Annotated in this window: 23 protein-coding genes; 10 read left to right on the top strand and 13 right to left on the bottom strand. The window is 65.4% G+C overall.

The annotated features are described in order from the left end of the window. Positions 1-118: 118 nt before the first annotated feature. Both ACQKIE_RS02275 and ACQKIE_RS02280 read right to left on the bottom strand, forming a co-directional pair. Positions 119-613, bottom strand: a complete 495-nt coding sequence (locus ACQKIE_RS02275) for a hypothetical protein (RefSeq protein ID WP_427455337.1) — start codon at positions 611-613, stop codon at positions 119-121. Next, positions 610-1,812, bottom strand: a complete 1,203-nt coding sequence (locus tag ACQKIE_RS02280; protein ID WP_427455339.1) for a JmjC domain-containing protein — start codon at positions 1,810-1,812, stop codon at positions 610-612. The genes ACQKIE_RS02275 and ACQKIE_RS02280 overlap by 4 nt, the downstream gene beginning before the upstream one ends. Before the next feature lie 168 nt (positions 1,813-1,980). Between ACQKIE_RS02280 and ACQKIE_RS02285 the strand changes: the two genes are divergently transcribed. Both ACQKIE_RS02285 and ACQKIE_RS02290 read left to right on the top strand, forming a co-directional pair. After that, a complete protein-coding gene (locus ACQKIE_RS02285) occupies positions 1,981-2,307 on the top strand; it encodes a thioredoxin family protein (protein WP_427455342.1) in 327 nt (108 codons plus the stop codon). Positions 2,308-2,495: 188 nt separating this feature from the next. Next, positions 2,496-2,822: a thioredoxin family protein gene (locus tag ACQKIE_RS02290; protein WP_427455344.1), complete on the top strand. Its 327-nt coding sequence runs from the start codon at positions 2,496-2,498 to the stop codon at positions 2,820-2,822. Between the two features lie 63 nt (positions 2,823-2,885). Here the strand turns inward: ACQKIE_RS02290 and purB are convergent, their stop codons facing one another. Beyond that, positions 2,886-4,253: an adenylosuccinate lyase gene (purB, locus tag ACQKIE_RS02295; RefSeq protein ID WP_427455345.1), complete on the bottom strand. Its 1,368-nt coding sequence runs from the start codon at positions 4,251-4,253 to the stop codon at positions 2,886-2,888. 123 nt (positions 4,254-4,376) lie between these two features. Between purB and ACQKIE_RS02300 the strand changes: the two genes are divergently transcribed. After that, positions 4,377-5,777 carry a class II fumarate hydratase gene (locus tag ACQKIE_RS02300; protein WP_427455347.1) on the top strand — a complete coding sequence of 467 codons (1,401 nt, stop codon included), beginning with the start codon at positions 4,377-4,379 and terminating at the stop codon, positions 5,775-5,777. A 14-nt stretch (positions 5,778-5,791) separates the two neighbouring features. Here ACQKIE_RS02300 and ACQKIE_RS02305 read toward each other — a convergent pair whose 3' ends face one another. The 7 genes from ACQKIE_RS02305 to ACQKIE_RS02335 all read right to left on the bottom strand — a co-directional run bounded on the left by ACQKIE_RS02305 (position 5,792) and on the right by ACQKIE_RS02335 (position 12,343). Further along, positions 5,792-7,012 (bottom strand): serine hydrolase domain-containing protein, encoded by a 1,221-nt coding sequence (locus ACQKIE_RS02305; RefSeq protein ID WP_427455349.1) that lies wholly within the window; start codon positions 7,010-7,012, stop codon positions 5,792-5,794. 58 nt (positions 7,013-7,070) lie between these two features. Beyond that, positions 7,071-8,033 (bottom strand): hypothetical protein, encoded by a 963-nt coding sequence (locus tag ACQKIE_RS02310; RefSeq protein WP_427455351.1) that lies wholly within the window; start codon positions 8,031-8,033, stop codon positions 7,071-7,073. After that, positions 8,030-8,887, bottom strand: coding sequence for an ABC transporter ATP-binding protein (locus ACQKIE_RS02315; protein ID WP_427455353.1), 858 nt, complete (start codon positions 8,885-8,887; stop codon positions 8,030-8,032). The genes ACQKIE_RS02310 and ACQKIE_RS02315 overlap by 4 nt, the downstream gene beginning before the upstream one ends. After that, on the bottom strand, positions 8,884-9,258 hold the full coding sequence (locus tag ACQKIE_RS02320; RefSeq protein ID WP_427455355.1) for a GntR family transcriptional regulator: 375 nt from the start codon (positions 9,256-9,258) through the stop codon (positions 8,884-8,886). The genes ACQKIE_RS02315 and ACQKIE_RS02320 overlap by 4 nt, the downstream gene beginning before the upstream one ends. A 5-nt stretch (positions 9,259-9,263) precedes the next feature. Further along, positions 9,264-9,599, bottom strand: coding sequence for a hypothetical protein (locus ACQKIE_RS02325; RefSeq protein ID WP_427455357.1), 336 nt, complete (start codon positions 9,597-9,599; stop codon positions 9,264-9,266). Positions 9,600-9,635: 36 nt separating this feature from the next. Further along, positions 9,636-9,818: a hypothetical protein gene (locus ACQKIE_RS02330; RefSeq protein ID WP_427455359.1), complete on the bottom strand. Its 183-nt coding sequence runs from the start codon at positions 9,816-9,818 to the stop codon at positions 9,636-9,638. Positions 9,819-10,072: 254 nt separating this feature from the next. Further along, entirely contained in the window at positions 10,073-12,343 is a 2,271-nt protein-coding gene (locus ACQKIE_RS02335) for a TonB-dependent receptor (protein WP_427455361.1), read from the bottom strand. Positions 12,344-12,633: 290 nt separating this feature from the next. Here ACQKIE_RS02335 and ACQKIE_RS02340 point away from each other — a divergent pair, with 290 nt between their 5' ends. Beyond that, a complete protein-coding gene (locus ACQKIE_RS02340; protein ID WP_427455363.1) occupies positions 12,634-14,049 on the top strand; it encodes a porin in 1,416 nt (471 codons plus the stop codon). A 55-nt stretch (positions 14,050-14,104) separates the two neighbouring features. Here ACQKIE_RS02340 and ACQKIE_RS02345 read toward each other — a convergent pair whose 3' ends face one another. Next, complete coding sequence (locus tag ACQKIE_RS02345) at positions 14,105-15,850, bottom strand: M28 family metallopeptidase (RefSeq protein WP_427455365.1); 1,746 nt, start codon at positions 15,848-15,850, stop codon at positions 14,105-14,107. Positions 15,851-16,163: 313 nt separating this feature from the next. Between ACQKIE_RS02345 and ACQKIE_RS02350 the strand changes: the two genes are divergently transcribed. The 3 genes from ACQKIE_RS02350 to ACQKIE_RS02360 all read left to right on the top strand — a co-directional run bounded on the left by ACQKIE_RS02350 (position 16,164) and on the right by ACQKIE_RS02360 (position 19,683). Then, positions 16,164-17,144: a helix-turn-helix domain-containing protein gene (locus tag ACQKIE_RS02350; protein ID WP_427455367.1), complete on the top strand. Its 981-nt coding sequence runs from the start codon at positions 16,164-16,166 to the stop codon at positions 17,142-17,144. A 69-nt stretch (positions 17,145-17,213) separates the two neighbouring features. Continuing rightward, positions 17,214-18,170: an LD-carboxypeptidase gene (locus ACQKIE_RS02355; RefSeq protein ID WP_427456781.1), complete on the top strand. Its 957-nt coding sequence runs from the start codon at positions 17,214-17,216 to the stop codon at positions 18,168-18,170. A 79-nt stretch (positions 18,171-18,249) separates the two neighbouring features. Continuing rightward, positions 18,250-19,683 carry a chloride channel protein gene (locus ACQKIE_RS02360; RefSeq protein ID WP_427455369.1) on the top strand — a complete coding sequence of 478 codons (1,434 nt, stop codon included), beginning with the start codon at positions 18,250-18,252 and terminating at the stop codon, positions 19,681-19,683. Positions 19,684-19,693: 10 nt separating this feature from the next. Here ACQKIE_RS02360 and ACQKIE_RS02365 read toward each other — a convergent pair whose 3' ends face one another. Next, positions 19,694-20,035 carry a hypothetical protein gene (locus ACQKIE_RS02365; protein WP_427455371.1) on the bottom strand — a complete coding sequence of 114 codons (342 nt, stop codon included), beginning with the start codon at positions 20,033-20,035 and terminating at the stop codon, positions 19,694-19,696. 199 nt (positions 20,036-20,234) lie between these two features. On the opposite strand from ACQKIE_RS02365, the gene ACQKIE_RS02370 reads away from it, so the two are divergent. Genes ACQKIE_RS02370 through ACQKIE_RS02380 form a run of 3 tightly spaced genes read left to right on the top strand, consistent with a single transcriptional unit; the run spans position 20,235 to position 22,592 of the window. Beyond that, complete coding sequence (locus ACQKIE_RS02370) at positions 20,235-21,479, top strand: sensor histidine kinase (RefSeq protein WP_427455373.1); 1,245 nt, start codon at positions 20,235-20,237, stop codon at positions 21,477-21,479. Further along, the gene (locus tag ACQKIE_RS02375; protein WP_427455375.1) at positions 21,472-22,248 is read left to right on the top strand and encodes a LytR/AlgR family response regulator transcription factor; all 777 of its coding nucleotides are present in this window, start codon (positions 21,472-21,474) and stop codon (positions 22,246-22,248) included. Before ACQKIE_RS02370 ends, ACQKIE_RS02375 begins: the two co-directional genes overlap by 8 nt. 14 nt (positions 22,249-22,262) lie before the next feature. After that, the gene (locus tag ACQKIE_RS02380; RefSeq protein WP_427455377.1) at positions 22,263-22,592 is read left to right on the top strand and encodes a hypothetical protein; all 330 of its coding nucleotides are present in this window, start codon (positions 22,263-22,265) and stop codon (positions 22,590-22,592) included. A gap of 99 nt (positions 22,593-22,691) precedes the next feature. On the opposite strand, the gene ACQKIE_RS02385 is transcribed toward ACQKIE_RS02380, so the two are convergent. Next, entirely contained in the window at positions 22,692-24,668 is a 1,977-nt protein-coding gene (locus tag ACQKIE_RS02385; protein WP_427455379.1) for a CocE/NonD family hydrolase, read from the bottom strand. Positions 24,669-24,671: the final 3 nt, after the last annotated feature.

Below are 24,671 nucleotides of genomic sequence, written 5' to 3' on the forward strand. Positions count from 1 at the left end.
ACACGAAAAGGACGGGCCGCCGCGAGGCACGTGGGGACGGCCTGCGGCATAAGAATCCGTTAATTATAGCCCCGTGCTGCTGCGCTGCGCCAACCCGGAACGCAGTTTCTGAAATGACTCAGATGCCGAGTGGTCTTATCTGCCACGCGGGCTCCGCCCGCTCCCAGACTTCCTCGAAATAAGCCGTCAGGCGAGAGGTCTCACCGGGGGCGTCGAGCGACCCGCGGGCTTCGTGACGAGCCGCGACGGGCCTGAACAGAAAGCCACCGACGAGATCGGTGGTGAAGGCCGAGCCGTAGCGCAGGTGCGCTTCTTCCGTGGGCACGCGGACGGTGACCGCCGTCGGGAGGCGCTGCGCGAGGGCCAGCAGGCGGTGTCCCTCGCGATGGGCGCGTTCCGCGTCATGGGTCAGGATGCGAACCTGGGCCTGGCGGCCGCTGGTGGCGATCCGGCGCAGCTCCGCCAGCGTCGCTTCCCCGTCCAGCACTCCTGCTTCGAGCAGGGGCAGATAGATGCAGACGCGGTGGCGCGCCGCGGCCAGGAGGCGGACATGGGCTGCCTCGAGACCGGCACGGTCCTCGGCAAGCAACAGCATGTCCGCCATGCCCGTCACCGGCGCCGGCCTTTGCACACGCCCAGGTGGCCTTCGTTGACCAGGGCCAGGAGGAGGTTTTTCTCAGCCGGGGTCGGAGCGCGTTCCAGCGTGAGCTCGCGCTCACCGGCCAGCCGCTCGGCCAGGTCCGGCGGGCAGGTGTAGGCCTGGCCGCTCACGTAGAGCGTGGCGTCCTTCCGGCCCTTGACCCAGGCCATTCGCGCGTACGGGTGACGCACCAGGGCCGCACCGGCGGCGAGCGCCTTGTCGAGCGCTGCCTCGGTCGTGGCTTTCGGCGGAGCGGCCGCCATCTGGGCGTTGCGATAGCGGGTGATGAAACGGCCGAACCAGTCCGCCAGCAGGTCACGGTCCAGCGACGCGGCGAAGGGGAGGGCCTGGCGCAGGCGGTTGAGCGCGGCGTTGTCGATCTCGCCGGCGCGCTTCGCGGGCGCGAGGTCGGGATCGGTGTAGCGCAGTTCCTCGGGCATCCGCTCGGCGAGGAAGTCGGCGAGGTCGCCGGTCAGCTCGGCTTGGGAAGGCGCGCGCATTCCGATGGAAATCGTCATGCAGTTGCCGATGGCGACGCCGTCGTGCGGCACGCCGGGCGGCAGGTAGAGCATGTCGCCGGGCTCGAGCAGCCACTCGTGGGTGGGCTCGAAGACCTTGAGCTGCTTCAGTTCCACGTCGTCGCGGAAGTCCAGCGGAGCGTCCGGATCGTCGCTGATCGCCCAATGGCGCTCGCCCACGCCTTGCAGGAGGAACACGTCGTATTGGTCGACATGCGCACCCACGCCGCCGCCATCCTCGGCATAGGACACCATGATGTCGTCGAGGCGCCAGCTCGGCAGGAAGGCGAAGTGGTCGAGCAGGGCGGCGACGTCGGCATCCCATTTGTCCACGTCCTGCACGAGCAGGGTCCAGTCGCGCTTGGGCGTCTTGCCGAACTCGGCTTCTTCGAGCGGCCCGTTCTTCACCGTCCAACGGTCGCGCTTTTCGTCGTGCACGATCAGCCGCGCGAGCACGCCTTCCTCGCACGCGAGGCCGGCGAGGTCGTCGGGCTGGATCGGCGGCTGGAAATCCGGAAAGGCGTTGCGGATGAGCAGCGGACGCTTCTGCCAGCAATCGCGCAGGAACTGTGTGGCGCTCATGCCCAACGGCTGGCTGGCGCTGCCGCGCACTTCGATGGGGAGGGGCTTGCGGGTGGGGGTCTGGATGGGCATGTCGGGCATTGTAGCGAGCGGACGTCGATCATGGCATTTCCGGACTGTTCAACGGCTTCCGCAACGAGGTTCCGAAATCACGCCTCGAATTCGGGCGGCGGCGTCACGTTCGCGACCGCGTTCGTGGGATAACACAGGTGCAGCAGCATGCCCAGGGAGGGCGCAGTCATGGCCGAGTTAGAGAGCGTTACCGACGCAACTTTTCAGGAGAAAGTCCTGAATAGTGAGTTGCCAGTTCTTGTCGCCATCGGAGCCGCATGGGCCGAGCCTTGGAACAAGCTGAAGCCGGTAATCAAAGAGATCGCTGTGGAGCGAGCCGGCACGTTGACCGTGTTGGCACTGGATATCGACACTAATCCAGACATCGCAGGCACATTACAGGTGCGCGGCGTTCCAACTCTTTTCTTCTTCAAGCAGGGGAAGCAGGTAGGCACGTTGGTCGGCAGCATTGAGAAATCCAAGATCAACGTCCTAATCAGCCGGCACCTTCCATAGGCCCGAAGAGTTCGGAACCTCCTCGGGGACATGCGTCGCCGGCGATCTTTGGCGACGACCGGGTCGAACATTCCTCCGGTTGTCATCGAAGGCTGACAGCGATGTGCTTGGCGCCGATGTCTGAGCTTGCCCAGCCGTTCATTAGCAACTCGTACGCGGTGTCTGCCCGCCGGCAAGGAGGGCTGGCGATGAGGAACGCAATGCGGGGCACTGACGCGAATTTTGCGCTAGAAGTGCTCGATAGCGATGTACCAGTGCTTGTGGCGTTCGCTGCTCCGTGGATCGGGCCTTGGAAACTCCTCGAAGAAGTGATCGAGGAGGTGGCCCATGAGTGGATGGGCACACTCAAGGTCGTCGTCGTGAACACGGACGAGAACCCGAACGTGCGGGCGCACTTCAGGATCACGTTAACGCCGACGGTGTGCGTGTTCAAGTACGGGACTATTCGTGGCAAGCAGGTCGGCGATGTGAGCGAGCGTGCGATCGACACCTTGATTCAGTCCGCACTTGCCTGACACTGGACGTGCCTGGAACGAGTGCCAGGCACGCTTCCAGTGCTTTCCTCGGCCGGCCCGATGCTAGATCGTCCGGGCCAGTTTCCCCGCAAGGCCGATGTACGAGGCCGGCGTCAGTTCGCTCAGCGCCTGCTTCGCTTCGGCCGGCAGATCGAGGCCGGCGATGAACGCGCGCATGGAATCCTTCGTGATGCCCTGGCCGCGGGTCAGTGCCTTGAGCTGTTCGTACGGTTCCGGCAGGCCGTAGCGGCGCATGACCGTCTGCACGGCTTCCGCGAGGACTTCCCAGCTGGCGTCGAGGTCGGCGGCGATGCGGTCGGCGTTGACGTTGAGCTTGCCGAGCCCCTTCATGAGCGACTCCAGCGCCACCAGGGAGTGGCCGAAGGCGGTGCCGAGGGCGCGCAGGACGGTGGAGTCGGTGAGGTCGCGCTGCCAGCGGCTGATCGGCAGCTTTTCCGCGAAGTGGCCGAGGAGGGCGTTGGCGAGGCCGAAGTTGCCTTCGGCGTTTTCGAAATCGATCGGATTGACCTTGTGCGGCATCGTCGACGAGCCGACTTCACCGGCCTTGAGCGCCTGGCGGAAGTAGCCCAACGAGATGTAGCCCCAGATGTCGCGGGCGAGGTCGATCAGGATGATGTTGATCCGGCGCAGCACGTCGGCGAACTCGGCGATGCCGTCGTGCGGTTCGATCTGCGTGGTGTACGCGTTGAAGGTGAGTCCGAGGCCGTCCACGAAGCTGGCCGCGAGCGCCGGCCAATCCACTTCGGGATAGGCGATGACGTGTGCGTTGTAGTTGCCGACGGCGCCGTTGATCTTGCCCGGGATCTCGATGGCGACGAGCTGGCGCCGCTGCCTTTCGAGACGCGCGACGACATTGGCGATCTCCTTGCCCATCGTGCTCGGTGATGCTGTCTGGCCGTGCGTGCGCGACAGCAGCGAGAGGTCCGCATGGTCGTGGGCGAGACGGCGCAGCGTCGCAATGACGTTGTCGAGCGCGGGGAGCAGCACGTCCTGGCGCGCATCGCGCAGCATCAGCGAATAGGCGAGGTTGTTGATGTCCTCGCTGGTGCAGGCGAAGTGGACGAATTCCTTGGCCTGGGCCAGCGCCGGGTCGCTGCCGATCTTTTCCTTGATGAAGTACTCCACCGCCTTGACATCGTGGTTGGTGGTGGCTTCGATCGCCTTGATCCGCTCGCCGTCCTCGGCGGAGAAGTCGTTGCTGATCGCGAGCAGGCGTGTCACCGCGTCGGCGGAGAATGCCGGCAACTCCACGATGCCCGGCTGCGCGCCAAGGGCCAGCAGCCAGTGGATCTCCACGTGCACGCGGCGGTGCATGAGGCCGAATTCGCTGAAGATCGGGCGCAGCGACTCGACCTTGGTGGCATAGCGACCGTCCAGGGGCGAGAGGGCGGTCAGCGTGGCGTGGGACATGGGCGGTTCCTGAGGCAAGGCGATCAATCCCTAATTATAGCGGCCCTCGCCGCCGTGGCGGCTCCTACAAAACCGCCGGTTCCGGCCTTACTGTATGGGGCATCCCCCACCGGAGTTCCCGCGATGAGCAAGTTCCGCACCGAACGCGACAGCATGGGCGAGTTGAAAGTACCCGCCAAGGCACTTTACGGCGCCCAGACCCAGCGGGCGGTGGACAATTTCCCGGTGTCGGGGCTGACCATGCCGCGCGAGTTCATTCGCGCCTTGGGCCTGATCAAGTCGGCCGCGGCCGAGGCCAACGTGAAGCTGGGCCACCTGGACAAGGCGTCCGCCAAGGTCATCCGTGATGCCGCCGCCAGGGTCGCCGCGGGGGAGGTGGACGATCATTTTCCCATCGACGTGTTCCAGACCGGATCCGGTACCAGCTCCAACATGAATGCCAACGAGGTAATCGCGCACCTCGCCGCCACCTCGGGCCGCACGGTCCATCCCAACGACCATGTCAACGCGGGCCAGAGCTCGAACGACGTCATTCCCACCGCCATACTGGTCAGCGCCACGCTCGCCACGAGCGAGCGGCTGCTGCCGGCGCTGAAGCACCTGCGCAAGACCATCGACGTCCGCGCGCGCGAGCTGAAAAAGGTCGTGAAGACGGGCCGCACCCACCTGATGGACGCCATGCCCATCACGTTCGGACAGGAACTGTCGGGCTGGTCAGCGCAGATCGGCGAGGCGGCAGAACGCATCGGCGACACGTTGAAGCGCACGCGGCGTCTGCCCCAGGGCGGCAGTGCCGTCGGCACGGGGATCAATGCCGATCCGAAATTCGGTCCGACCGTGGCCGCCGAGCTGTCGAAGCTGACCGGCGTGAAATTCGAATCGGCGGAGAACTATTTCGCGGGCATGGCCGCACAGGATGCGCCAGTGGAGCTGTCCGGGCAGCTGCGCGCGCTCGCCGTCGCCGTGATGAAGATCGCCAATGACTTGCGCTGGATGAATTCCGGCCCACTCGCGGGCCTCGGCGAAATCGAGCTGCCGGCCTTGCAGCCCGGCTCGTCGATCATGCCGGGCAAGGTCAATCCCGTGATCCCGGAAGCCGCCGCGATGGTGGCGGCGCAGGTGATCGGCAACGACGCGACGATCGCCATCGCCGGCCAGTCCGGTAACTTCCAGCTCAACGTGATGCTTCCGGTCATCGCATACAACCTGCTGCAGTCGATCGACATCCTCGCGAACGTCACGACGCTGCTGGCCGACAAGGCGATCGCCGGCTTCAAGGTGAACGAGGAGCACATCCGCGAGGCGCTGGACAAGAACCCGATCCTCGTGACCGCGCTCAACCCCGTCATCGGCTACGAGAAGGGCGCGGCGACGGCGAAGCAAGCCTATAAGGAGAAGCGCCCCATCATGGAGGTGGCCCTGGAAACCACCGGACTATCGAAGGCCGAACTGGCGAAGCTGCTCGATCCCGCCGCGTTGACCAAGGGTGGCATCCACGGCGGTGGCGGCGGTGGCGGCGGCTGACCGTCATCGACGTCTCAGAGCTTGCACGCCGGATGCCGGTCGGGAACGACCGGCTCCGAACGCAGGGCCGCCCGGTCGTAGGGAATGTAACTGCTCCAGTACCACGGGAAGCAGGTCTTCCCCAGGATGTCGTCGAGCAGGTAAGCAAAGATCGACTCGCCGTTCGAGCTGTTGCTCATCATCAGCACGCAGGTCTTCGACCGCTCGAGGCACACGAAGAGGTTGTTGGTACCGTCGTCGTGGCCTTCCTTGAAGAACGCTGGGCCACGCGGTGACTCGAACGTCCCCACGCCCATGGCGTAACCCAGCGAAATCGAATCGTTGTCCTTGGAGTCGGCAAGACCGATGGTCGGGAACTGCCGCACGGAGCGGATCCTCACCACGGGCTTCAGCCAGGTGGCGTAGGTCGCGGGCTGCAGGCCTTCGCCGCGGGACATCGCCGCCAGCAGGCGGGCGTAATCCGCGATCGTCGTATCCATCGATCCCGCGGCCCGCACGGACTCGCGTCGCTTGTGCCCCAGCGGCTTGCCATCCTCGTCATAGCCGATGGCCACGTTGTCGGCGAAGTCGTCGCGCCAGGTCATGGCACTACGCTTCATGCCGTAGCGCTCGAACAGGCGCGCCTTCATGAGATCGCCCACATCGATGCCTTTGCCGTTCTCCAGGACGAACTGCAACAGGTTGATGCCTTCGCCCGAGTAACCGAAACGCGTGCCGGGGTCGAAGTAGAAGGAAAGCTTGCCGTCCGGATCGTAGTCCTTGCCCGGTTGCCAAAAGCGGAAGTTGGGGAAGCCCGATCGGTGGCTGAGCAGGATGGACGGCGTCAACTTCCTCCAGCGTTCATCGCCGGTAAGGTCGGCGTATTTCGAATATGACGGGAGGGGCTTCGGCAGATCCTTCGCGATGCTGCTGTCGAGGTCCAGCTTTCCCGCGTCGACCAGCGACATCGTCGCGTAGCCGAAGGCGGCCTTGGTGAGGGAGGCGGCATACATCACGGTGTCTGTGGTCAGCGGCAGGCCTTTCTCCACGTCGCGCTGCCCATAGGCCTTGACCGATACGACCTTGCCGTCCTCCACGATCGCAACGGCGAACCCGGGCACCTTCGCTTCCTTCATGAGGAAGGCGACCCGCGTATCCAGGGCCTCACCGCGCAATGGCGTGGCGTCGGCCGCGAAGACGGAGGCGACGGGAAGGCCGCAGAGCAGGAGCGAACCGAACAGTATCGAACGAAGCATCGCGCGTACTCCTCGAAAGAAGACGGCTCCCGAAGGAGCCGTCCGATGTTGTCGAAGGTCAGCTGTCGTCGCGCCAGCGGCGGAACCAGATGGCACCGGCGATCATCGCCACGCCCGCCACCGCGCCGATCCAGAGCGAGGGACTGGCCAGGGCGCTGTAGTGGTAGGCCAGGCCCATGCTGTTCACCAGTGCTGCCGGATCGTCATGGCCCACGCCGCTCAGCGACGAGGCGTTGGTGATCCAGCCGCCCGGCATCAGGCTGCCCAGCAAGCGACCCACCACGTTCGTCCAGAACCACTCCGTCCTGAGGCCCGCGAAGCCCATCAGGCCGAACCAGGACACGATCACGCCGGCGGCGACAGGCAGGGCGATGGCCCAGAGGAACGGCTTGCTGCGAGCCCAGGCGGAGCAGAGCAGGAGCCAGCCGATGGTCGGTAGCGCCCAAACGGCGTACAGCGGGATCAGCAGCACCATGTTGAACACGACGCGGAGCGGATGGGCGGCCATCAGCAGGCCCCAGAGACCCACGCCATGCATCGAGGCGACCAGAGCGAAGAGGATGCTCAGTGTCAGACCGACGATCACGCCAATCACCACCGCGATCACCGGGGCCAGCACGATGGCGCTGGCGACCTTCGAGAGCACCGTCGACGTGTCCGACAGCGGCAGCGACTTCCAGAACAGGACGCTGCGATCGCGACGGTCGTCGTACAGGGCGCCGAGGCAGTAGAAGAACACCACGATGGCGGTGACGCAGAGGACGATGCCGGCGATGGCGTAGAGCGAGATGTCCATGACGGCGCCGGCATTGTTCATGTCGGACGGGCTCATTGAGCCGTGGAGGTTCATCTCGCCGTACCGGAAAACACCCCAGTTGTTCCGGCGACCGAAGACCTCGCCTAGGATGATGCCCATGAAATTGAGCGCCAGGAAGACGATGCCGGTCACCACGGGCGCCCAGAGGAAGCCGCCCTTGTGTTCCCAGAATTCGCGCTTGACCAGCCAGTAGAAGGTTTTCATGCGTAGGTGCCCTTCATGGTGGCGACGAAGAGGTCGCTGATCGATGGCCGCCTTACCTCGCCCAGTCGTTCGAGTTGCGGCCGGCTCACGTTATCGAAGAGGAAGATGCTCTTGCCGAACACCTGGCGCTCGTCCAGAGGCTTCAGCTCCCGCGCCGCGGCAGCCTGGTCCGATCCGACCAGCACCTCGGCGAATCGCTCGCCCAGGCTGTCCATGTCGGTGTCCAGCACGATCTTCCCGTCGCGGATGAACATCAGGTCGGTGAGGATGTGTTCGATCTCCTCGACCTGGTGGGTGGTGACCAGGATGGTCTTCTCCTCGTCGAAGTAGTCCTCCAGCAGGCTCTGGTAGAACTGCTTGCGGTAGAGGATGTCCAGGCCGAGGGTCGGCTCGTCCAGGATCAGCAGCCTCGCGTCGATCGACATCACCAGCGCGAGGTGCAGCTGGACGATCATGCCCTTGGAGAGCTGCTTTACCTTCTGCCCCCGCTGCAGCTTCGTGCGGGCCAGGAAGGCGTCGCACTTGGCGCGGTCGAAGCGGGGATGGGTATGAGCCACGAAGTCGACGGCATCGCCCACTTTGAGCCAGCGCGGCAGGACCGCCACGTCGGCGATGAAGCAAACTTGTTCCATCAGCTTGTCGCGGTCCTTGCGCGGGTCCAGGCCCAGGACGTTGAGCTGTCCGTCGAAGGTCGTGAGGCCGAGGATGGCCTTCAGCGCCGTGGTCTTGCCGGCCCCGTTGGGGCCGATCAGGCCGACGATGCGACCCGCACCGATCTGGAAGTTGGCGGCATCCAGCGCGAGCGACGACTTGTAGCGCTTGGTCAGGCCGGTGGCGGTGACGACCGCTGTCATGACGGGTCCTCCGCGGAGCCATTGGCTTCACGCATCAGGGTTTTGAGATCGAGGCCCATGCGCTGCAGGCGGGCAAACAAGGCCGGCCATTCTTCGCGCAGGAAGCGCTCCCTTTCACTTTTCAGCAGCGCTTCGCGCGCCCCATCGATCACGAACATGCCAAGACCCCTCCGTTTCTCAACCAGTTGTTCGTCGACCAGCTCCTGGTACGCCTTGGAAACGGTCAGCGGGTTGATCTGAAAATCCCCCGCGACCTGGCGTACCGACGGCAGCGGATCGCCTTCGTTCAAGGCGCCGTCCAGGATCATGGCCACCACGCGTTCGCGGAGCTGGCGATAGATCGGGACGCTGTCGTTCCAGGTGATGGACATGTATGTCATTCCTTCGCCGTCTGGCGCAGTACGTTACCGAACGAATAGTAGGGCATGGCCAGCTGCGCACGGATCAGCGCTGCGGCTCGGTCTTCGGCGCTGCGCTTGAGCGCATCGGCGGCCGAATCGAAAGTGGCCTCGCTCAGGAGAACGGCCTCGCGCACATCGGCGTCGGTGGGTCGGACTTCGAGCGGGGGGAGGTCGACGACACGCGTGCCGTTGACGAAGTGCGGTGCGGCGAGCATCGCGGCGGCGCGGTCATCGAAGGAGCGCATGGCGGACACGGCGGTACCGGCGATCAGTACGGAAGCGGTCAGGGCGATCAGATTCGGCGCTTTCATGGGACGACTCCGATGACGTGCTGCGTGGGGCTTGGGTTAAAGGGAAGCGACACTCGGGGAGGCGTCGGCGTAGACGACGATCGGGGCGAGGTCGGTGACCTTGGTGCCGTTGATTTCGGTCAGCGGAGCCGCCGTGGTCGAGGTGCTGCTGAACGCGAACAGGGTGGAAGCGGCGATGGCGAAGGAGGCGGCAAGGGCGATGTAGTTCGGGCTTTTCATGGTGTTTGCTCCAGTGGTGCTGTGGGGGACCGGTGTTGTAGTGAACTATAACACCATATTTTGAGTCGTCAACCGGAATTTCGTGAAATTCCATATGACTTATGGCCTATGCCGTGCCGGAGTGTGCTGGTGCGGCGTGCCGGCGGGGCACCTGTTCTGATGCCGGTTTCCGCCGAAAGGTTTAGGCCCCCAAACGAAAACGGCCGGCTCCCGAAGGAGCCGGCCGTCTCTGCCGACCGATGTTCCGGTGGGCCTTACAGTTCCGCGCGGAATTCCACGCCGATGATGCGCGGGTCGTTCACGAAGGCCGTGCGGTTATTGAAGTCGATGCCGCCCGTGATGACTTTCTTATTGGTGATGTTGCGGCCGTACAGGGCCACTTCCCGCTTGCCGAAGTCCCAGTTGTAGCCGACACGGATGCCGCCTTCGAGGAACGGCTTGCTGCGGAACTCTTCGGAGTCGTACAGGAAGAAGTTGACCTCGCTGCGGTAGTTCCAGTCCGTATAGACGAAGAACTCGCCGCTTTCGCCGTACGGGATGCCGTAGCGCGCGGTCCAGGTGCCGATCCACTTCGGCGCGTTGGGCAGCGTGTTGCCGTCGATGAGCGCATTGCCGACCGCGTTCAGCGGATCGATCACCGTGCAGCCGCCGCCGCAGGGAGCGACAGCCAGGTTGCGGTCCTTCAGCTCGGTGTGGTTGTAGCTGCCACCGGCCGTCATGTAGAAGTTCGGCGTGAGGTAGGCCTCGAGGTCGAACTCGGCGCCGTAGCCTTCCGTCTTCTTCGCGTTGATCAGCTGGGTGACGTTGGTCGCACCGCCCACGGCCGTCAGCTGCTGGTTGTGCATGTTGTACTTGTACACGTCCGCGTTGAAGCGAAGCTTGTTGTCGTCGGACGTGGACTTGTAGCCGATCTCGTACGACGTGATCGTCTCCGGCTTCGCCGTGGAGATGCTGTTGGCGAAGTTGATACGGCCCTGCACGCTGGGCGCGCGGAAGCCATTCGCGATGCGGGCGTACACGTTGGAGTTCTTCGACAGCTGCCAAGTGCCAGTCAGGTCGCCGCTCCAGCGCGCGTCCGTCGGTTCGGACGTGAGCGGACCCACCGGGCCGGTGAAGCCGAGGAAGCGCTCCGCCTTGAAGTCGCGCTTGTCGTGCGACCAGCGCGCGCCGGCACGGACGTCGAAGTCATCGGTGAAGTTGTAGTCGGCCGAACCGAATACCGCCCATGCCTTCGTGCGCTGGCTCTGGTCCACCCAGCCATTGAGGGCGTGATTGTTGAGCGTGTCGTAGGAGAAGTTGGTGATCGCGATGTCTTCGTCGAAGTAGTACGTGCCCACTTGCCACTTCAGGCGTTCGGCGCTGTCGTTGGACAGGCGGAATTCCTGGGTGATCTGGCGATCCTTCGGCAGCGCATCGGCGGTTTCGGAATAGAACGGCGTCACGCGATTCGTCAAGCTGAGTTTCGCGGGCGTGCCGGAGGCGTCGTAGCCGCCGTCGACGTCGCCGAGGCTGTACGTCGTGGCGCGCTCGAGGCCCGTGATGGAGGCGAAGTTGAGGTCGCCGAAGTGCCAGTTCAGGTGCAGGTTGCTGCCCCAGGTGAACAGGTGCTGCTTGTTGCGGCCGTCCTGTGAGACGGAGTCACGATCGAAGCCCGGCACGAACTGGTCGCCGCCCAAAGTGATCGAGTTCGCGCGGTTGACCATGGCGCTGCCGTCGAGCCAACGGCCGTGCACGTTGATCAGGGCGTCGAAATCCTCGGACGCCTTATAGAGCGCCTGGAGGCGGACGGCGCGGTCGTTGTAGCCGCCGAGGTCGTCCTTCTTGCCGGTGTAGTCATTGTCGATCCAGCCGTCGCGGTGCTGGGCGAGGGCGGAGACGCGGCCCGACCAGCTCGAGCTGAGCTTGCCGCCGATCGCGGCTTCGGCGTTGGCCGTGCCGTACGAGCCGTAGGAGACGCGGGCGTAGCCTTCGGTTTCCTGCGTCGGCTTGCGCGATTCGAACTTGATCACGCCCGCCGGGGAGTTGCGGCCGAACAGCGTGCCCTGCGGGCCGCGCAGCACCTCGACCTGCTCGAGGTCGAACAGCGGGAAGCCCTTGAGGATCGGGTTCTCCTGGACGATGTCGTCATAGACCATCGAGACCGGCTGGGACGCGTTGAGGTCGAAGTCGCTGTTGCCGAGGCCGCGGATGTAGAAGCGCGGGAATTCGCGGCCGTAAGACGTTTCGGCGTACACGCTGGGTGCTCGCGAGGCGAGCTGCAGCACGCCGTCGCCGGCCTGGCCGAACGATTCCAGCTTCTCGGCCGTGACCACGGTCATCGAGATGGGCACCTTCTGCAGGTCTTCCGTGCGCTTTTCGGCGGTCACGTTGATGGTCTGCAGTGTGGCGGTCCGCGGCGTCGCGTTGGACGACTGGGCGTCCTGTGGCGCGTCCTGGGCGGAAGCCACGCCGGCGGCGAGCGCGGTGGCGATGGACAAGGCAATGACGAGACGTCGCGGCGTGCGGCGCGGGCTTGCGAAGGACATGGGTTTTATTCCGCCTGGGATGCGTGGGTAGGAGAGGTGCCTCGCCAACTGCGGTGGAGCCGGTCCCCTGGCGAGGCGCGTCTGGCGCGAATTATCCACTGTGACGCGGTGATGACGGAAGTGTTGCCCATCCGCGCCCGCGGTACTGGCCGGAGTGGCCGGCTGTCACGGAAGTGCAATGACCCGCCGCTACCGTTCCGACCGTCGGCATGTTAGAGCGAAAAGGCAACCATTTGCCGCCATATCGCCGACGTTTGAGTATTTTCTCAACCCTCCGGAGCAATCAACCGATGAAGAAATTCCCCTTGGCCGCCGCCTTCTGGACGATGTGCGGTACCGCGGCCGCCGAAGGCGCGCCGCAGGTGGCCGTGGAGCTGTACGTGGACGCGGCCACGCGGCAGATATTCGCGGAGCCCGGTCCGGGCAGGCAGCGGCTGGGCAAGTTCGTGCCAGCGGCCGATGAGGCGACGACCGCGAGTCCCGTGCGAGCCGCAGGCGCAACCACCGTCGCGGCAGCCCCTTCGGCATCCGCAGCCACGGCGACGGCCCCGCGCGTCCCGCCGTCCTCAAGCAAAGCCTGGTACGAGAAGATCGGCATCCGTGGCTACGTGCAGATGCGCTACAACCAGGAGCTGGGCGAGGATGCGAAGGACCTGAAATCACCCGGCGACCGCTTCATCGGTCGCGAGCAGGGCTTCGGCATCCGCCGGGCTCGCGTGGTGATCAGCGGCGACGTGACCGACAACATGTCGATCTACATCCAGCCGGACCTCGCCAGCACACCCTCGGGCTCGAGCACCACGCACTTCGCCCAGTTGCGCGACGCCTACGCGGACCTGTGGCTCAACAAGGAGAAGACCTGGCGCATCCGCGCTGGCCAGTCGAAGATCCCCTATGGCTGGGAAGACCTGCAGTCGAGCCAGAACCGCCTCGCGCTCGATCGCGCCGATGCCATGAACTCCGGCGTGCGCGACGAGCGCGACCTCGGCGTCATTGCGTACTGGTCGCCGACGGTCGCGAAGGAGCGATTCGCGTACCTGCAGAAGTCAGGTCTGAAAGGCTCGGGCGATTACGGCGTGGTGGGCTTCGGCGTCTACAACGGGCAGGGCGCCAACCGGCCGGATCGTAATGACCAGCTGCATTCGGTGGTCCACTTCTCCTATCCGTTCAAGTTCGCCAACGGCCAGTTCCTCGAGGTGGGCGCGGACGCCTATACGGGGCGTTACAAGGTGTCCACTGCATCCGCGACGATCGACGGCAGCACGTTCACCCCCACGGTCGACGCACCCGTCGCGGGGTCGACGGATCGGCGCGTAGCCGCCCATGTCATCTACTATCCGCAGCCGTTCGGTTTCCAGGCCGAGTGGACGGTGGGCAAGGGGCCGGAACTCGACATCGCGCGGCGGACGATCCGTACCAAATCGCTGCGCGGCGGTTATGCGCAGGTGATGTACAAGTTCGACGGCGGGTACGGCTCGCTCATGCCGTATGCGAAGTGGCAGACGTATCGCGGGGCGGCGAAATTCGACACCAATGCGCCGCGCATGGAGGTCGACGAGGTCGAAGCCGGCGTGGAATGGCAGCCGTCGAGCGCCATCGAACTCGCCGTGGCGTGGGCGAACATGCGACGGACGGATGTCAGCGCGGCACCGTACCGGCGCATTGACGGGCAGTTGCTGCGAGTGCAGTTGCAGGTGAATTACTGAGAGCGTGTAGCGGTGTGGGAGCCGCCGCCGAAGCGGCTCCCACACACGGCGTCTATTATTTCTTCTTCTTGGCACCGTCGGCCAACGACTTCTCGCGCACAGCCTTGAACTCGCTGCCTTCCTTCCACGCTGGCCAAACGTCGCTGTCCGCGAGCTTTTCGCCGAGCGCGTAGAACGCCTTCACGTTCTGCATCACGCCGTCGAAGTTCCAGCGCATGTCGTAAACATCGGTCGGCTGGTGGTAGCGGTTCTTGCCGTAGTCCTCGCCGGCCGCCATGCCGGCAGCCTTTCCCCCGTTCACCATGTCGATGCCGCCGCCGGCCGCCAGCGCCGGCACGCCCGCCTTGGCGAAGTTGAAGTGATCGGAGCGGAAGTAATACCCCTTCTCGGGCGCCGAATCGCCGCTGACGACGCGCCCATCCGCTTTCAGCACCTCGGCGAGCATGTCTTCGAGATCGTTCTGCCCATGGCCCTCGACCGTCATGTCACGGGTGGCGCCGCCGATGGGCAGGGCATCCATGTTGATGTCGGCCACGGTCTTCGCGAGGGGGAAGGGCGGGTGCGCCACGTAGTATTTCGAACCGAGCAGCCCGGATTCCTCCATCGTCACGGCAGCGAAGACCACCGAGCGCTTCGGCTTGTCCTGGGCGAACTTGCCGGCGATCTCCAGCAGTGCGGCAATGCCGGTGCCGTTGTCGATGGCGCCGTTGTAGATCTGGTGTCCCTTGAGCGCGGGATCGTGGCCGAGGTGGTCCCAGTGCGCCGTGTAGACGACGGCCTCGTCGGGTTTGTCGGTGCCCTTCACCATGCCGATCACGTTGTTGCTCAGGGAGTGCGTGATGGTGCTCTGCAGGTGGATGGACGCCTTCGCGTCGAGCGGTATGGGCTTGAAGCCACGCACGTCGGCCTGTTTAGCCAGTTCGTCGAAGTTCTTGCCGGCCTTCGCGAACAAGCGCACCGCGGCATCCCGGGTCAGCCACCCGGCTACCGGCAGGCGTGGCGCGGGGTCTTCGCTTTCCGGCAGGTCGAGACGAGGCGTGGTCCAACCGCTGCGCACCACGTTCCAGCCATAGCCGGCGGGCTCCGTCTGGTGGACGATGAAGGCCGCGGCGGCGCCCTTGCGGGCGGCCTCCTCGAACTTATAGGTCCAGCGGCCGTAGTAGGTCATCTCGCGACCCTTGAAGAGGTTCGCGTCGTTGCCGTTCCAGCCCGGGTCGTTCACGAGGATCACGACGGTTTTGCCCTTGACGTCGACGCCGTCGAAGTCGTTCCACTGGGCCTCGGGCGCGTCCACCCCGTAGCCGACGAACACGATGTCCGAATCCTTCACGTCGACATCGGCCTTGGCCTGTAGCGTGCCGGCGACCATGTCCGTGCCGAAGGCGAAGCGCTCGTTGGCGCCACCTTCGGCGACGTCCAGCGCGAGCGTGTCCTGGCCATTCAACGCCGTGGACACGGAGGGCACGGTCTGGATCCATTCGCCCTTGTTGCCGGGTTCCAGCCCCGCCCGCTTGAACTGCTCGATGATGTAGTTCGTCGTGAGCCGCTCGCCGAGCGTGCCGGGCTTCCGACCGTCGTATTCGTCGGAGGAGATCACCCGCAGGTGCGCCGCGAAGTCGGCCCCGGTGATGTCCGGCGAGAAATCGTGGTGTTCATTGGCTACCGCCGGCAGGGGCGGGGGCGGTGCCGTCGAGGGGCGGGCCGGCGCGGCAGGCGGCGTGGTGGCGGCCTTGTCCTCGTCGTGGGACTGGCAGGCCGCCAGGGTGAGAACGGTCAGGCAGGCGAGAGCGAGGCGTCGCATCGGCGGAGCTTTCCCTTCGTGGCTGGTAACGGAGGGAGTGTAGCCTCAGTCGCGGCCGCGGAGTCGAGCCACGGGGAAAGCACGATCGTCGCCAAAAACGCCGGCTGGGAGATGGCATGAGTAAGCAAATTCGGCAAATTCACAAAGTGCTGGCATTTAATCCCATACATCGTTAGTTATAGGCATCCGTCGGCGGTTGCAGCAGCGCTCGTCGGTGGAAGGGGTTAGGGAGCGGGGGAGGTCCTGCGGAATGGCGCGACGTTGCCAATGGCATTCGGCCCGTCCGGGGAAGTGAGCACTGGGAGGTAATCGCATGAGCCGCCTTGCCGATACACAGGGACTTGAGGACTACGACCTCGTGAAGCTGGGCGCCGTACTGGGCGCCTGCGAGGTCGACCTGCTGACGCTCAGCCCCGCGCGACCACGCGCAGCCATCGCATCCCTGGCGCACGAAGGGATCACCTATCTCACGGCGCACATCGATTTCGACGTGCGTGGGTCGCTGACGGTTCCCGAAGACGCGTGCATGCTCGTCTACCTGCACGAGACGGGGGAACGCAGCTGGTGCCAAGGCATCGGCGTCGAGTCGGACATGGCCGTGACCTTGCTGCGTGGCACGCCAAGCGATTTCATGTTCGAACGCGGCACACGATTCACCCTCGTGGTGGCGCCGTACGCGCGCTTTCGTTCGCGCTTCCTCGCGTCCGACCATGCCGACGTGGACATGGCCGCGCAGCGCCTGCGGCTGTTCTCGGTGCGCTCGGAACACCTGAAGCGGGCTTACCGACAGATCGCCGCGACCGTGCACGACACGGGCGAGCACACCATGGGGCCGATCGAGGACCTCCTGGACGAACACATTCGTGTGGCCCTGGCTTCCTCGCCGGAGGAGCGCCCTGTCGCGTCCCGAGGGAGGCGCGCGCATTACCAGGTCGTTCGGCGCGCCGAGCGTTTCATGCGGGCGAACCTTCGCCGCGATATCTATTCCCATGAGCTTTGCCAGGCAGCGGGGGCCAGCGAACGCGGCCTGCGCTACGCCTTCGACGACCTGCTGGGGATCCCACCGAACCGTTACCTCGCCATGCTTCGCCTGTGCACGGCGCACCGCAGCCTGGTCACGGCGGAGGCCGGGAGGCGCTCCGTCAAGTCGGTGGCGCTCAGCTGCGGCATGTGGGACCTTTCGCGCTTCGCGGAGAAGTACCGCAGCGTCTTCGGCGAGCAACCTCGCGAGACGCTCACGCGTCACGCGCCGGCCGAGGACCTGACGCCCGCCGACGAGTACTACGATTGGTGAGCCACCGACCTTCGGTTGCCTTGGTGCCGCGGTGGAGGTATTGGTAAGGACCACCACGCCTTGCCCGACATGCCGAAACGACTCGATATACGGCTCATCGCCCCCTCCGGCTACGCGGACGACCGCGCCGCTTGCCACAGGGGCATCGAACGACTGCAGGCTGCCGGGCACCGGGTCCACGGCACGGACGTCGTCGACCGAGTGTTCCTCCGTTTCGCGGGCAGCGACGCCGAGCGTGCGGCCGACATCAACCAGTTGGCCGATCCATCCGTGCCGTTACCGGACCTGGTCATGGCCGTGTGCGGCGGTTACGGCGCCATCGCCGTGCTCGATCGCCTCGATTTCAGCGGCCTGGCCGCACGCTTCCGCGACAGCGCCTGCGCGTTGGTCGGCCATGGCGACTTCACGGCGATCCAGTGCGCGCTTTACGCGCGCAGCGCCATCGGCTCGTTGCACGGGCCCATGCTGGCACCCGACTTCGGTGCGGCTTACCTGCGCGAGAGCACATGGCGGCATTTCTGGCAGACGGTGACGTCGCCACGCACCGCGATCCACTGGACGAGCGCGGACGAGCAGCAAGACCTGCAGGTGGAAGGCACCTTATGGGGAGGGAACCTGTCGTCCTTGTGCAGCCTGGTCGGCACGCCTTATTTGCCGACGATCGATGACGGCATCCTCTACGTCGAGGAATCGGGCGAGCAGGCGTGGCGCATCGAACGCATGCTGTTCGAACTGAAGCTCGCGGGTGTGCTGGATGGCCAGCGGGCCATCCTGATCGGCGGCCTCGGTGGCCAGCGCGTCAGCGAATACGACAATGGCTACGACATCGAGCATGCGCTGCAGCGGTTCGCTCATGCATCGGGGCTGCCCGTCGTACGCGGACTGACCTTCGGCAACGGTCCGGACAAAGGGACGATGCCGTTCGGGGCGCGCGCCGAGCTCGAGTTGGTGGATGGAGCAGGGACCTTGTCCGTGTCCGGCTATCGCTACGCGGGTGCTGCGGACAACGGCGTCGCCACCCTCTAATCAGCCGTTCATCTGCCAGCCAGCTACGCCGCTCATATCCCGGTAGCCTTGCGCCGCAATCACCACCTTCGGCGTCCCCATGATCGATCCCTTGCATCCACCGCACGACCGTGCGGCGATTCCGCTTGCGCCTTCGCTGGACCAGTCGCTCGCCGACGCGCACATAACGACGCGCCTCCCGCTGCTCAGCATGCGCGTGGTGCGCATCGGTGTGCTCGCCATCGGGCTCGGGCTGATCGTCGGTTGCGTGGCGCGCCTGCTCACCATGCTGATCGGCGTGGTGACCAATCTCACGTTCCATCACCGGTGGAGCACCGAACTGACGTCGCCCGCGGGGCACGGGCTCGGCGCCTGGGTCATCGTCGTTCCGGCCATCGGCGGCATCGTCGTGGGCATGATGGCGCGCTGGGGATCGCGTGCGATCCGTGGTCACGGCATTCCGGAGGCGATGGAGCAGGTACTCACCAACGAGAGCAGGATTCCCGCGCGCATGACCTGGCTCAAGCCGGTGTCGTCGGCGATCGCGATCGGCACCGGTGGCCCCTTCGGCGCCGAGGGGCCCATCATCGCGACCGGCGGTGCGCTGGGTTCGCTGCTCGGACAGTTCCTTCCCGTGAACGAGAACGAGCGCAAGACCTTGCTCGCCGCCGGCGCGGCGGCGGGCATGGCCGCCGTGTTCAGCGCACCGGTGGCCGCCGTGTTGCTGAGCATCGAGCTCTTGCTCTTCGAGCGCCGCGCTCGTTCGCTGTTGCCCGTGGCGCTCGCTGCGGTGACCGGGACGGGCGTGCGCTTCCTGCTGGATGGCCCGGGCCCGGTGTTTCCTATGCCCGAGCTGCCCGCGGTGGCCCCACAGGCGCTGGTGGTCTACGCCTTGCTCGGAATCGTGATGGGCGTCGCCGGCGTACTGATCACGCGTCTGACGTACGCCATCGAGGACGGCTTCGAGAAGTTGCCGATCCACTGGATGTGGTGGCCGGCGCTCGGCGGCCTTGTCGTGGGCGCGGTGGGTTACGTCATGCCCGCCACGCTGGGCGTGGGTTACGAGAACATCACAGACATCATCTCCGGACGCTTGGGCCTCGCCGCGATGGCCTTGCTCGCCGTGGCCAAGCTCGTCTCATGGTCGGTGGCGCTCGGCAGCGGCACGTCGGGCGGCACGCTGGCGCCACTCTTCACCGTCGGAGGCGCGCTGGGTGGCGTCTGCGGCGTCCTGCTTGCCGCATGGCCGCCGTTGCACGTCGACGCGCACATGGCTGCCCTGATTGGCATGGCCGCGCTGTTCGCCGGGGCGTCGCGCGCCCTGATGACCTCCGCGGTCTTCGTGTTCGAGACCACGATGCAGCCGCACGCACTCCTGCCCCTGCTGGCTGCCTGCACGACGGCGTACATCGTGTCGGGACTGATGATGCGGCACACGATCATGACCGAGAAGATCGCGCGCCGTGGCGTGCACGTTCCCACCGATTTCGTGGCCGATCACGAACCGCATCGCCCCGGTCTGCCCGGGGCGTGAGCAAGGGTGCTCAGGTCAGGGCGGTGACCTGGGTGGCGCCGATCACGCCGATGAAGACGATCGACAGCATCCAGAAGCGTGCCGGGTCGCGCCAGACGCAGATGCCGAGGCAGACGATGCCAAGCACGCAGGACACGATGCCGGCGGCCGTCAGGCCGAGTGCGATGAGCGAGGGATCGCTGCCGCCGGAGGCGATCAGCATGGGACGGAAGATCGCGTACCAGGCCAGGACCAGGCAGGCACCGCCGACGATGCCGAGCAGCCAGTTGGCGGGATGGTGCTTCGGCAGCATGTTGATGCCGAGGTAAATAGAAAGTACGACGACTGCGAAAACGACGAGCAACAACGCCATGCATTGACCCCTTTGTCGTGGCCTGCGGTCCCCACCGCGAAAGCCGTCACCCGAGGATGGCCCATCACGACGCTTAGGTCATGCTGCGCCGCGCAAGCAGAGGGTTTCGTCGCCGAATATGGCGTTTCGTCGGAATGGCCGCCTGACCTGCTCGCACGCGTCGTATGCTCCACGGCGTTTCCAGGGTGGAGTACGCGAGATGGCAAGCCTGATGTTCCTCGGACGTGTCGTGGCGGCGTGGGTAGCGGCTTGGTGCGTGCTGCTGGTTGTATGGGCCGCGATCGGATTCAACCGTGGCGAACTGCCGTGGATCTTCACACTCGCGTGGTTCGTCGGGCTCCTGGTGGCGCTCGGGCGCGGCGTCACCCATCTCTATCGGGTGCGCGTCATCGCCGGCCGCATCGACGGCGAAACCGTGTCCAATCGCCAGCGCCGTCGCGTGGAAGTGCCATACCCGGCCGACGAGGCCTTCGCGATCGCGGAGGAGGTGGTCCGCGAGCTTCCGAACGTGCACGAAGTGGCCGGCGCGCGTGGCGGCCTGCAATTGCGTGCCTTGATCCGGGTCCCGGCGAGCGAACAACCCCAACGCCGCGCCCGTTTCCAGCGGCTGAACACCTTCGATCGCCCCACCAAGCTCTCCGCGACCGTCACGCCGGGCGACGGCTCGAGCAGCGTCATGTTCGTGTGCGAGCCGGACAGCGGCGCGTGGACCGACTGGTTCAACCCCGATGGCGGCACCTCGCTCGAATACGTCGAGACGCTGGTTCGTGCGATGACGCAGCGGCTTGCCGAGCGGCGCAACCGCGAGCGTGCCGATGCGCGCCAGACGAAGATGGAAAAGGAACTGACCGCCGCGCAGCTGGGCCTCCTGCAGGCCCAGGTGGAACCCCACTTCCTCTACAACACGCTGGCGAGCGCACAGGAGCTGGTGCGTACGGACCCTTCCCGTGCCGACCGCATGCTCGGCCACCTCATCGATTACCTGCGTCGCTCGCTGCCAAGGACGGACGGTTCGCTGTCGACGCTCGGCGAGGAGCTGGAGCGTTCCACGGCGTGGCTGGAAATCATGCGCCTGCGCATGGGCGACAGGCTCGCCGTACACACGGACGTGCCGGAGAACGCGCTGAAAGTGCCCATGCCCTCGATGATGCTGCAGACCCTCGTCGAGAACGCCATCAAGCATGGCCTCGAACCAAAGCCGGGCGGTGGCGGCATCTGGATACGCGCGGGCGTCGACGGGTCGGGGCTGTCGCTAACGGTGGCCGACGACGGCCTGGGCTTTCGCAGTGACGGCGCGGGCACCGGCATCGGGCTGAAGAACCTGCGCGAGCGGCTCCGCCTGATGTATGGCAGCACCGCCACGTTCTCCATCGGCAATAACTTTCCCCATGGTGTCGCCGCGACGATCACGCTGCCGGTGACGGGAGTGGTCGACCATGCGTAACACGCCATGCTGCATCGTGGCCGAGGACGAGAAGCTGCTCGCCGCGGCGCTGCAACGCGAACTCGCCATCGCCTGGCCGGAACTGGACGTCGTGGAAGTGGCCGAGGACGGCGGCGCCGCGCTCGACGCCATCGCCACGCATCGGCCCGACGTCGCGTTCCTCGACATCCGCATGCCCGGCCTGACCGGCCTGGAAGTCGCCGCGGCGGCGGCCGACGTGAGCCCGCACACGCTGGTGGTGTTCATCACCGCGTACGACCAGTACGCGATCGACGCCTTCGAGCGCGGCGCGGTGGATTACCTGCTGAAACCCGTGACGGCGGACCGGCTTGCGCAGACGGTCGCGCGGCTGCGTGGCCGGCTCGCCGACGCGGCACGCCATGCGAGCCGCACGGCCCAGGTCGCGCGTGACCTGGGCGAGCGGCTCGACGACTCGCCGGACGAACCGCTCACCTGGATCACCGCGAGCACGGGCAGGGCGACGCGGCTGATCCTTGTCGAAGACGTGATCTATTTCCGCGCCGACAACAAGTACACGCAGGTGGCGACGGCCGAAGGTGATGCGTTGCTGAGCCGGCCCATCCGCGAACTGCTTCGCCAGCTCGACCCGAAGATATTCCGCCAGATCCACCGCGCGACCATCGTGAACCTGCGTCAGGTGGCGTCGGTGGAACGCGACGACAGCGGCAAGGGCTGCCTGCGCCTGCGCGGTCGACCCGAAACCCTGGCCGTGAGCCAGCCCTTCATGAACTTGTTTCGGGCCATGTGATCGAGGAGACACCTATGCGCATCTTCCTGGCCATCATCTATTGCTTCATGAACCTCGCCGGCTGCACGGACGCGCAGAACCGGACGCTCGTCGCCACCTCTAAAGAGAACGGCGTCACCACGCTGGAAAGCCTCACCGAGGTGCGCATGAGACGCGCTCGCTTCGCCTGCGAAGCCAGTACGTCCGGGCAGTGCCACTACACGGCCTTTGACGGAGGGAAAGAAGTGCGCGCATTCGCGCTGGCGGTGTCGGAAGAGCGACTGGTCGACGGCCTGCCGCCGGGATTCACGCTTTGCGTCACAGTGACGGCCACGCGGGTTTCGCCTGACTGCAGACCAACCTAAAAGCGTTGTGGGAAGCGCGCTGGCGCGCGAAGGGAACTTGCCGCAACCCCTTCGCGCGCGAGCGCGCTTCCCACTTACTCCCGTACCAACCGGGGACTCTTACCTCGGTACCACCGTGAACGTGATCTTCGAGGGATGTTCCGCGTCGTGGTGCACGACGTTATGTGCGACCACGCCCTTGCTCTCGTCGTAGTTGTTGCCGCCCGTGTTCAGGTTGCGGTCGAAGCGGGGGAAGTTGCTGCTCGACACCGCCACCCGCAGCTTGTGGCCGGGGAAGAAGAAATTGCTGGTATCGATCGGTTGGAAGGTCACCTTGTACACCTCGCCGTCCTTCATCCACACGGGCGGCTTGTCGTAGCCCTCGCGGTAACGCATGCGCTGGATGTTCTCGGTCAGGTTCCAGGCACTGCCATCCGGGCGGACGTCCATGACCTTGAAGGTGAAGTCGGTGTCCTTCGCGTCCGAGGAGACATAGAGCGTGACGGTGATCGGGCCGCTGACTTCGGTGCCTTCCTTGAAGGGCTCCGAGTCGTAAACCAGGATGTCGTTACGCGCGAGTTGCGGGTTCTGGTCGAATGAACCGAACTTCACCGCCGTGCCCTGGCAGCAGCCACCACCGCCCAGCGTCGTGACGGGGTTCGCCGGGTCGTACAGGAAGCTGTCGGGATGGTCGGTGCCCCCTGCCGTCGCGACAAGCTTGCCGTCGCCGTACATCGTGTTGGCCTTGCCGCCGCTGGTGAAGTAGAGGTCGCGCGTAGTGGCGCCGGCCGGCGGCCAGGTGGGCGAGTCACGCCACTTGTTCTCGCCCATGACGTAGTACATGACCTTGGGCTGCTTATCGACGACGGGGCTGTCGACGCCCTTGAGGAATTTGTCGAACCACCCGTAGACGAGGTCGTCGTAATTGAAGCGCGCATCGCCGACATCGAGGTCGCCGATCATCGTGTGCTCGGTGGCTCGCGTGTATGCGCAGTGAAGCGCCGGCGCGATCACCGCGTACTGTTCGTCGGCAACCTTTTTCGGCGCCGTCGCACGCACGTGGTTGTAGGCCGCGAGGTTCGGCGAGACCGACACGTCGAACCAGCTCATGAACCACAGGCCCGGCTTGCTGACCTTCATGTCGTCGTGCCACAGGCCGCCCTTGTACCAGGCGGCGCTGTTTGGCGTGCGTGCGATCATGTTGCCGCCCGTGGGTACGTCCATCGCGTCCGCGAAGATGCCCTTCGGACCGCCGACGGCCTTCATGATGTCCCGCTCGGGCAGGGTCCAGAACGCCTTGTCCCAGTCCGGCTGGGGCGGCTGCGAGTCCAGGTCGAACATCTTCGACGCCTGGATGAGGTCCGCCTGCGACAGGTTCGACGGAAACATCGGGCGCAGCTGGTTCTGTTCCTTGTACAGCCAGTCGATGAAGAGCATCTGCACCGCACCGCCGCGATACCAGTTGCCCTGCTCGTAGTAAGGACCGACACGGCCTACGCCGGCGCCGAAACCTTGCACGTTGAACGTCGCCAGGCCGGGCTCGTCCTGCGCCACGACAGCCATCTGCCATTCGGCGGTGGACGAGCAGCCCGTGGTGCCGACCTTGCCGCTGGACCAGGGCTGGGACGTGATGTAGCGGACGGCATCCACGCCATCGGACAACGGCGCGCCGAGGATCTCGTAGTTGCCTTCGGAGAAGTAATGGCCTCGCTCGTTCATCTCGACGAAGGCATAGCCGCGCTTCACGGCCTCGAGCTCGTGCGTCATGTCGCGTGGCGCACCAAGCTTCACATCCCAGAAATTGAAGTTGTACGGCGTGCGGACGAAGATCGTGGGCACTTTGCCAGCTGCGTTCTTCGGCCGGTAGATGTCGGCGGCCATGCGCTTGCCGTCGCGCATCTTCACCATCACCTTCCGGTCGACGACGGCGATGTCCTGGAGCTGCTTCTCGACGTCGTTCCGCTTGGCGATCGTGGCCAGCTGCTCGCGCGTGAGCGCCGTCTGCTGTGCGGCGACAGGGGCGGCGACGAAGGCCAGGCAAAAGGACGAGACGCCAACCGACAATGCGGTCCTGACGTGGCGGAGGGCAGGGCGCATGGG

This window comes from Luteibacter sp. NPDC031894 (assembly GCF_050273135.1).
Taxonomy (GTDB): Bacteria; Pseudomonadota; Gammaproteobacteria; order Xanthomonadales; family Rhodanobacteraceae; genus Luteibacter.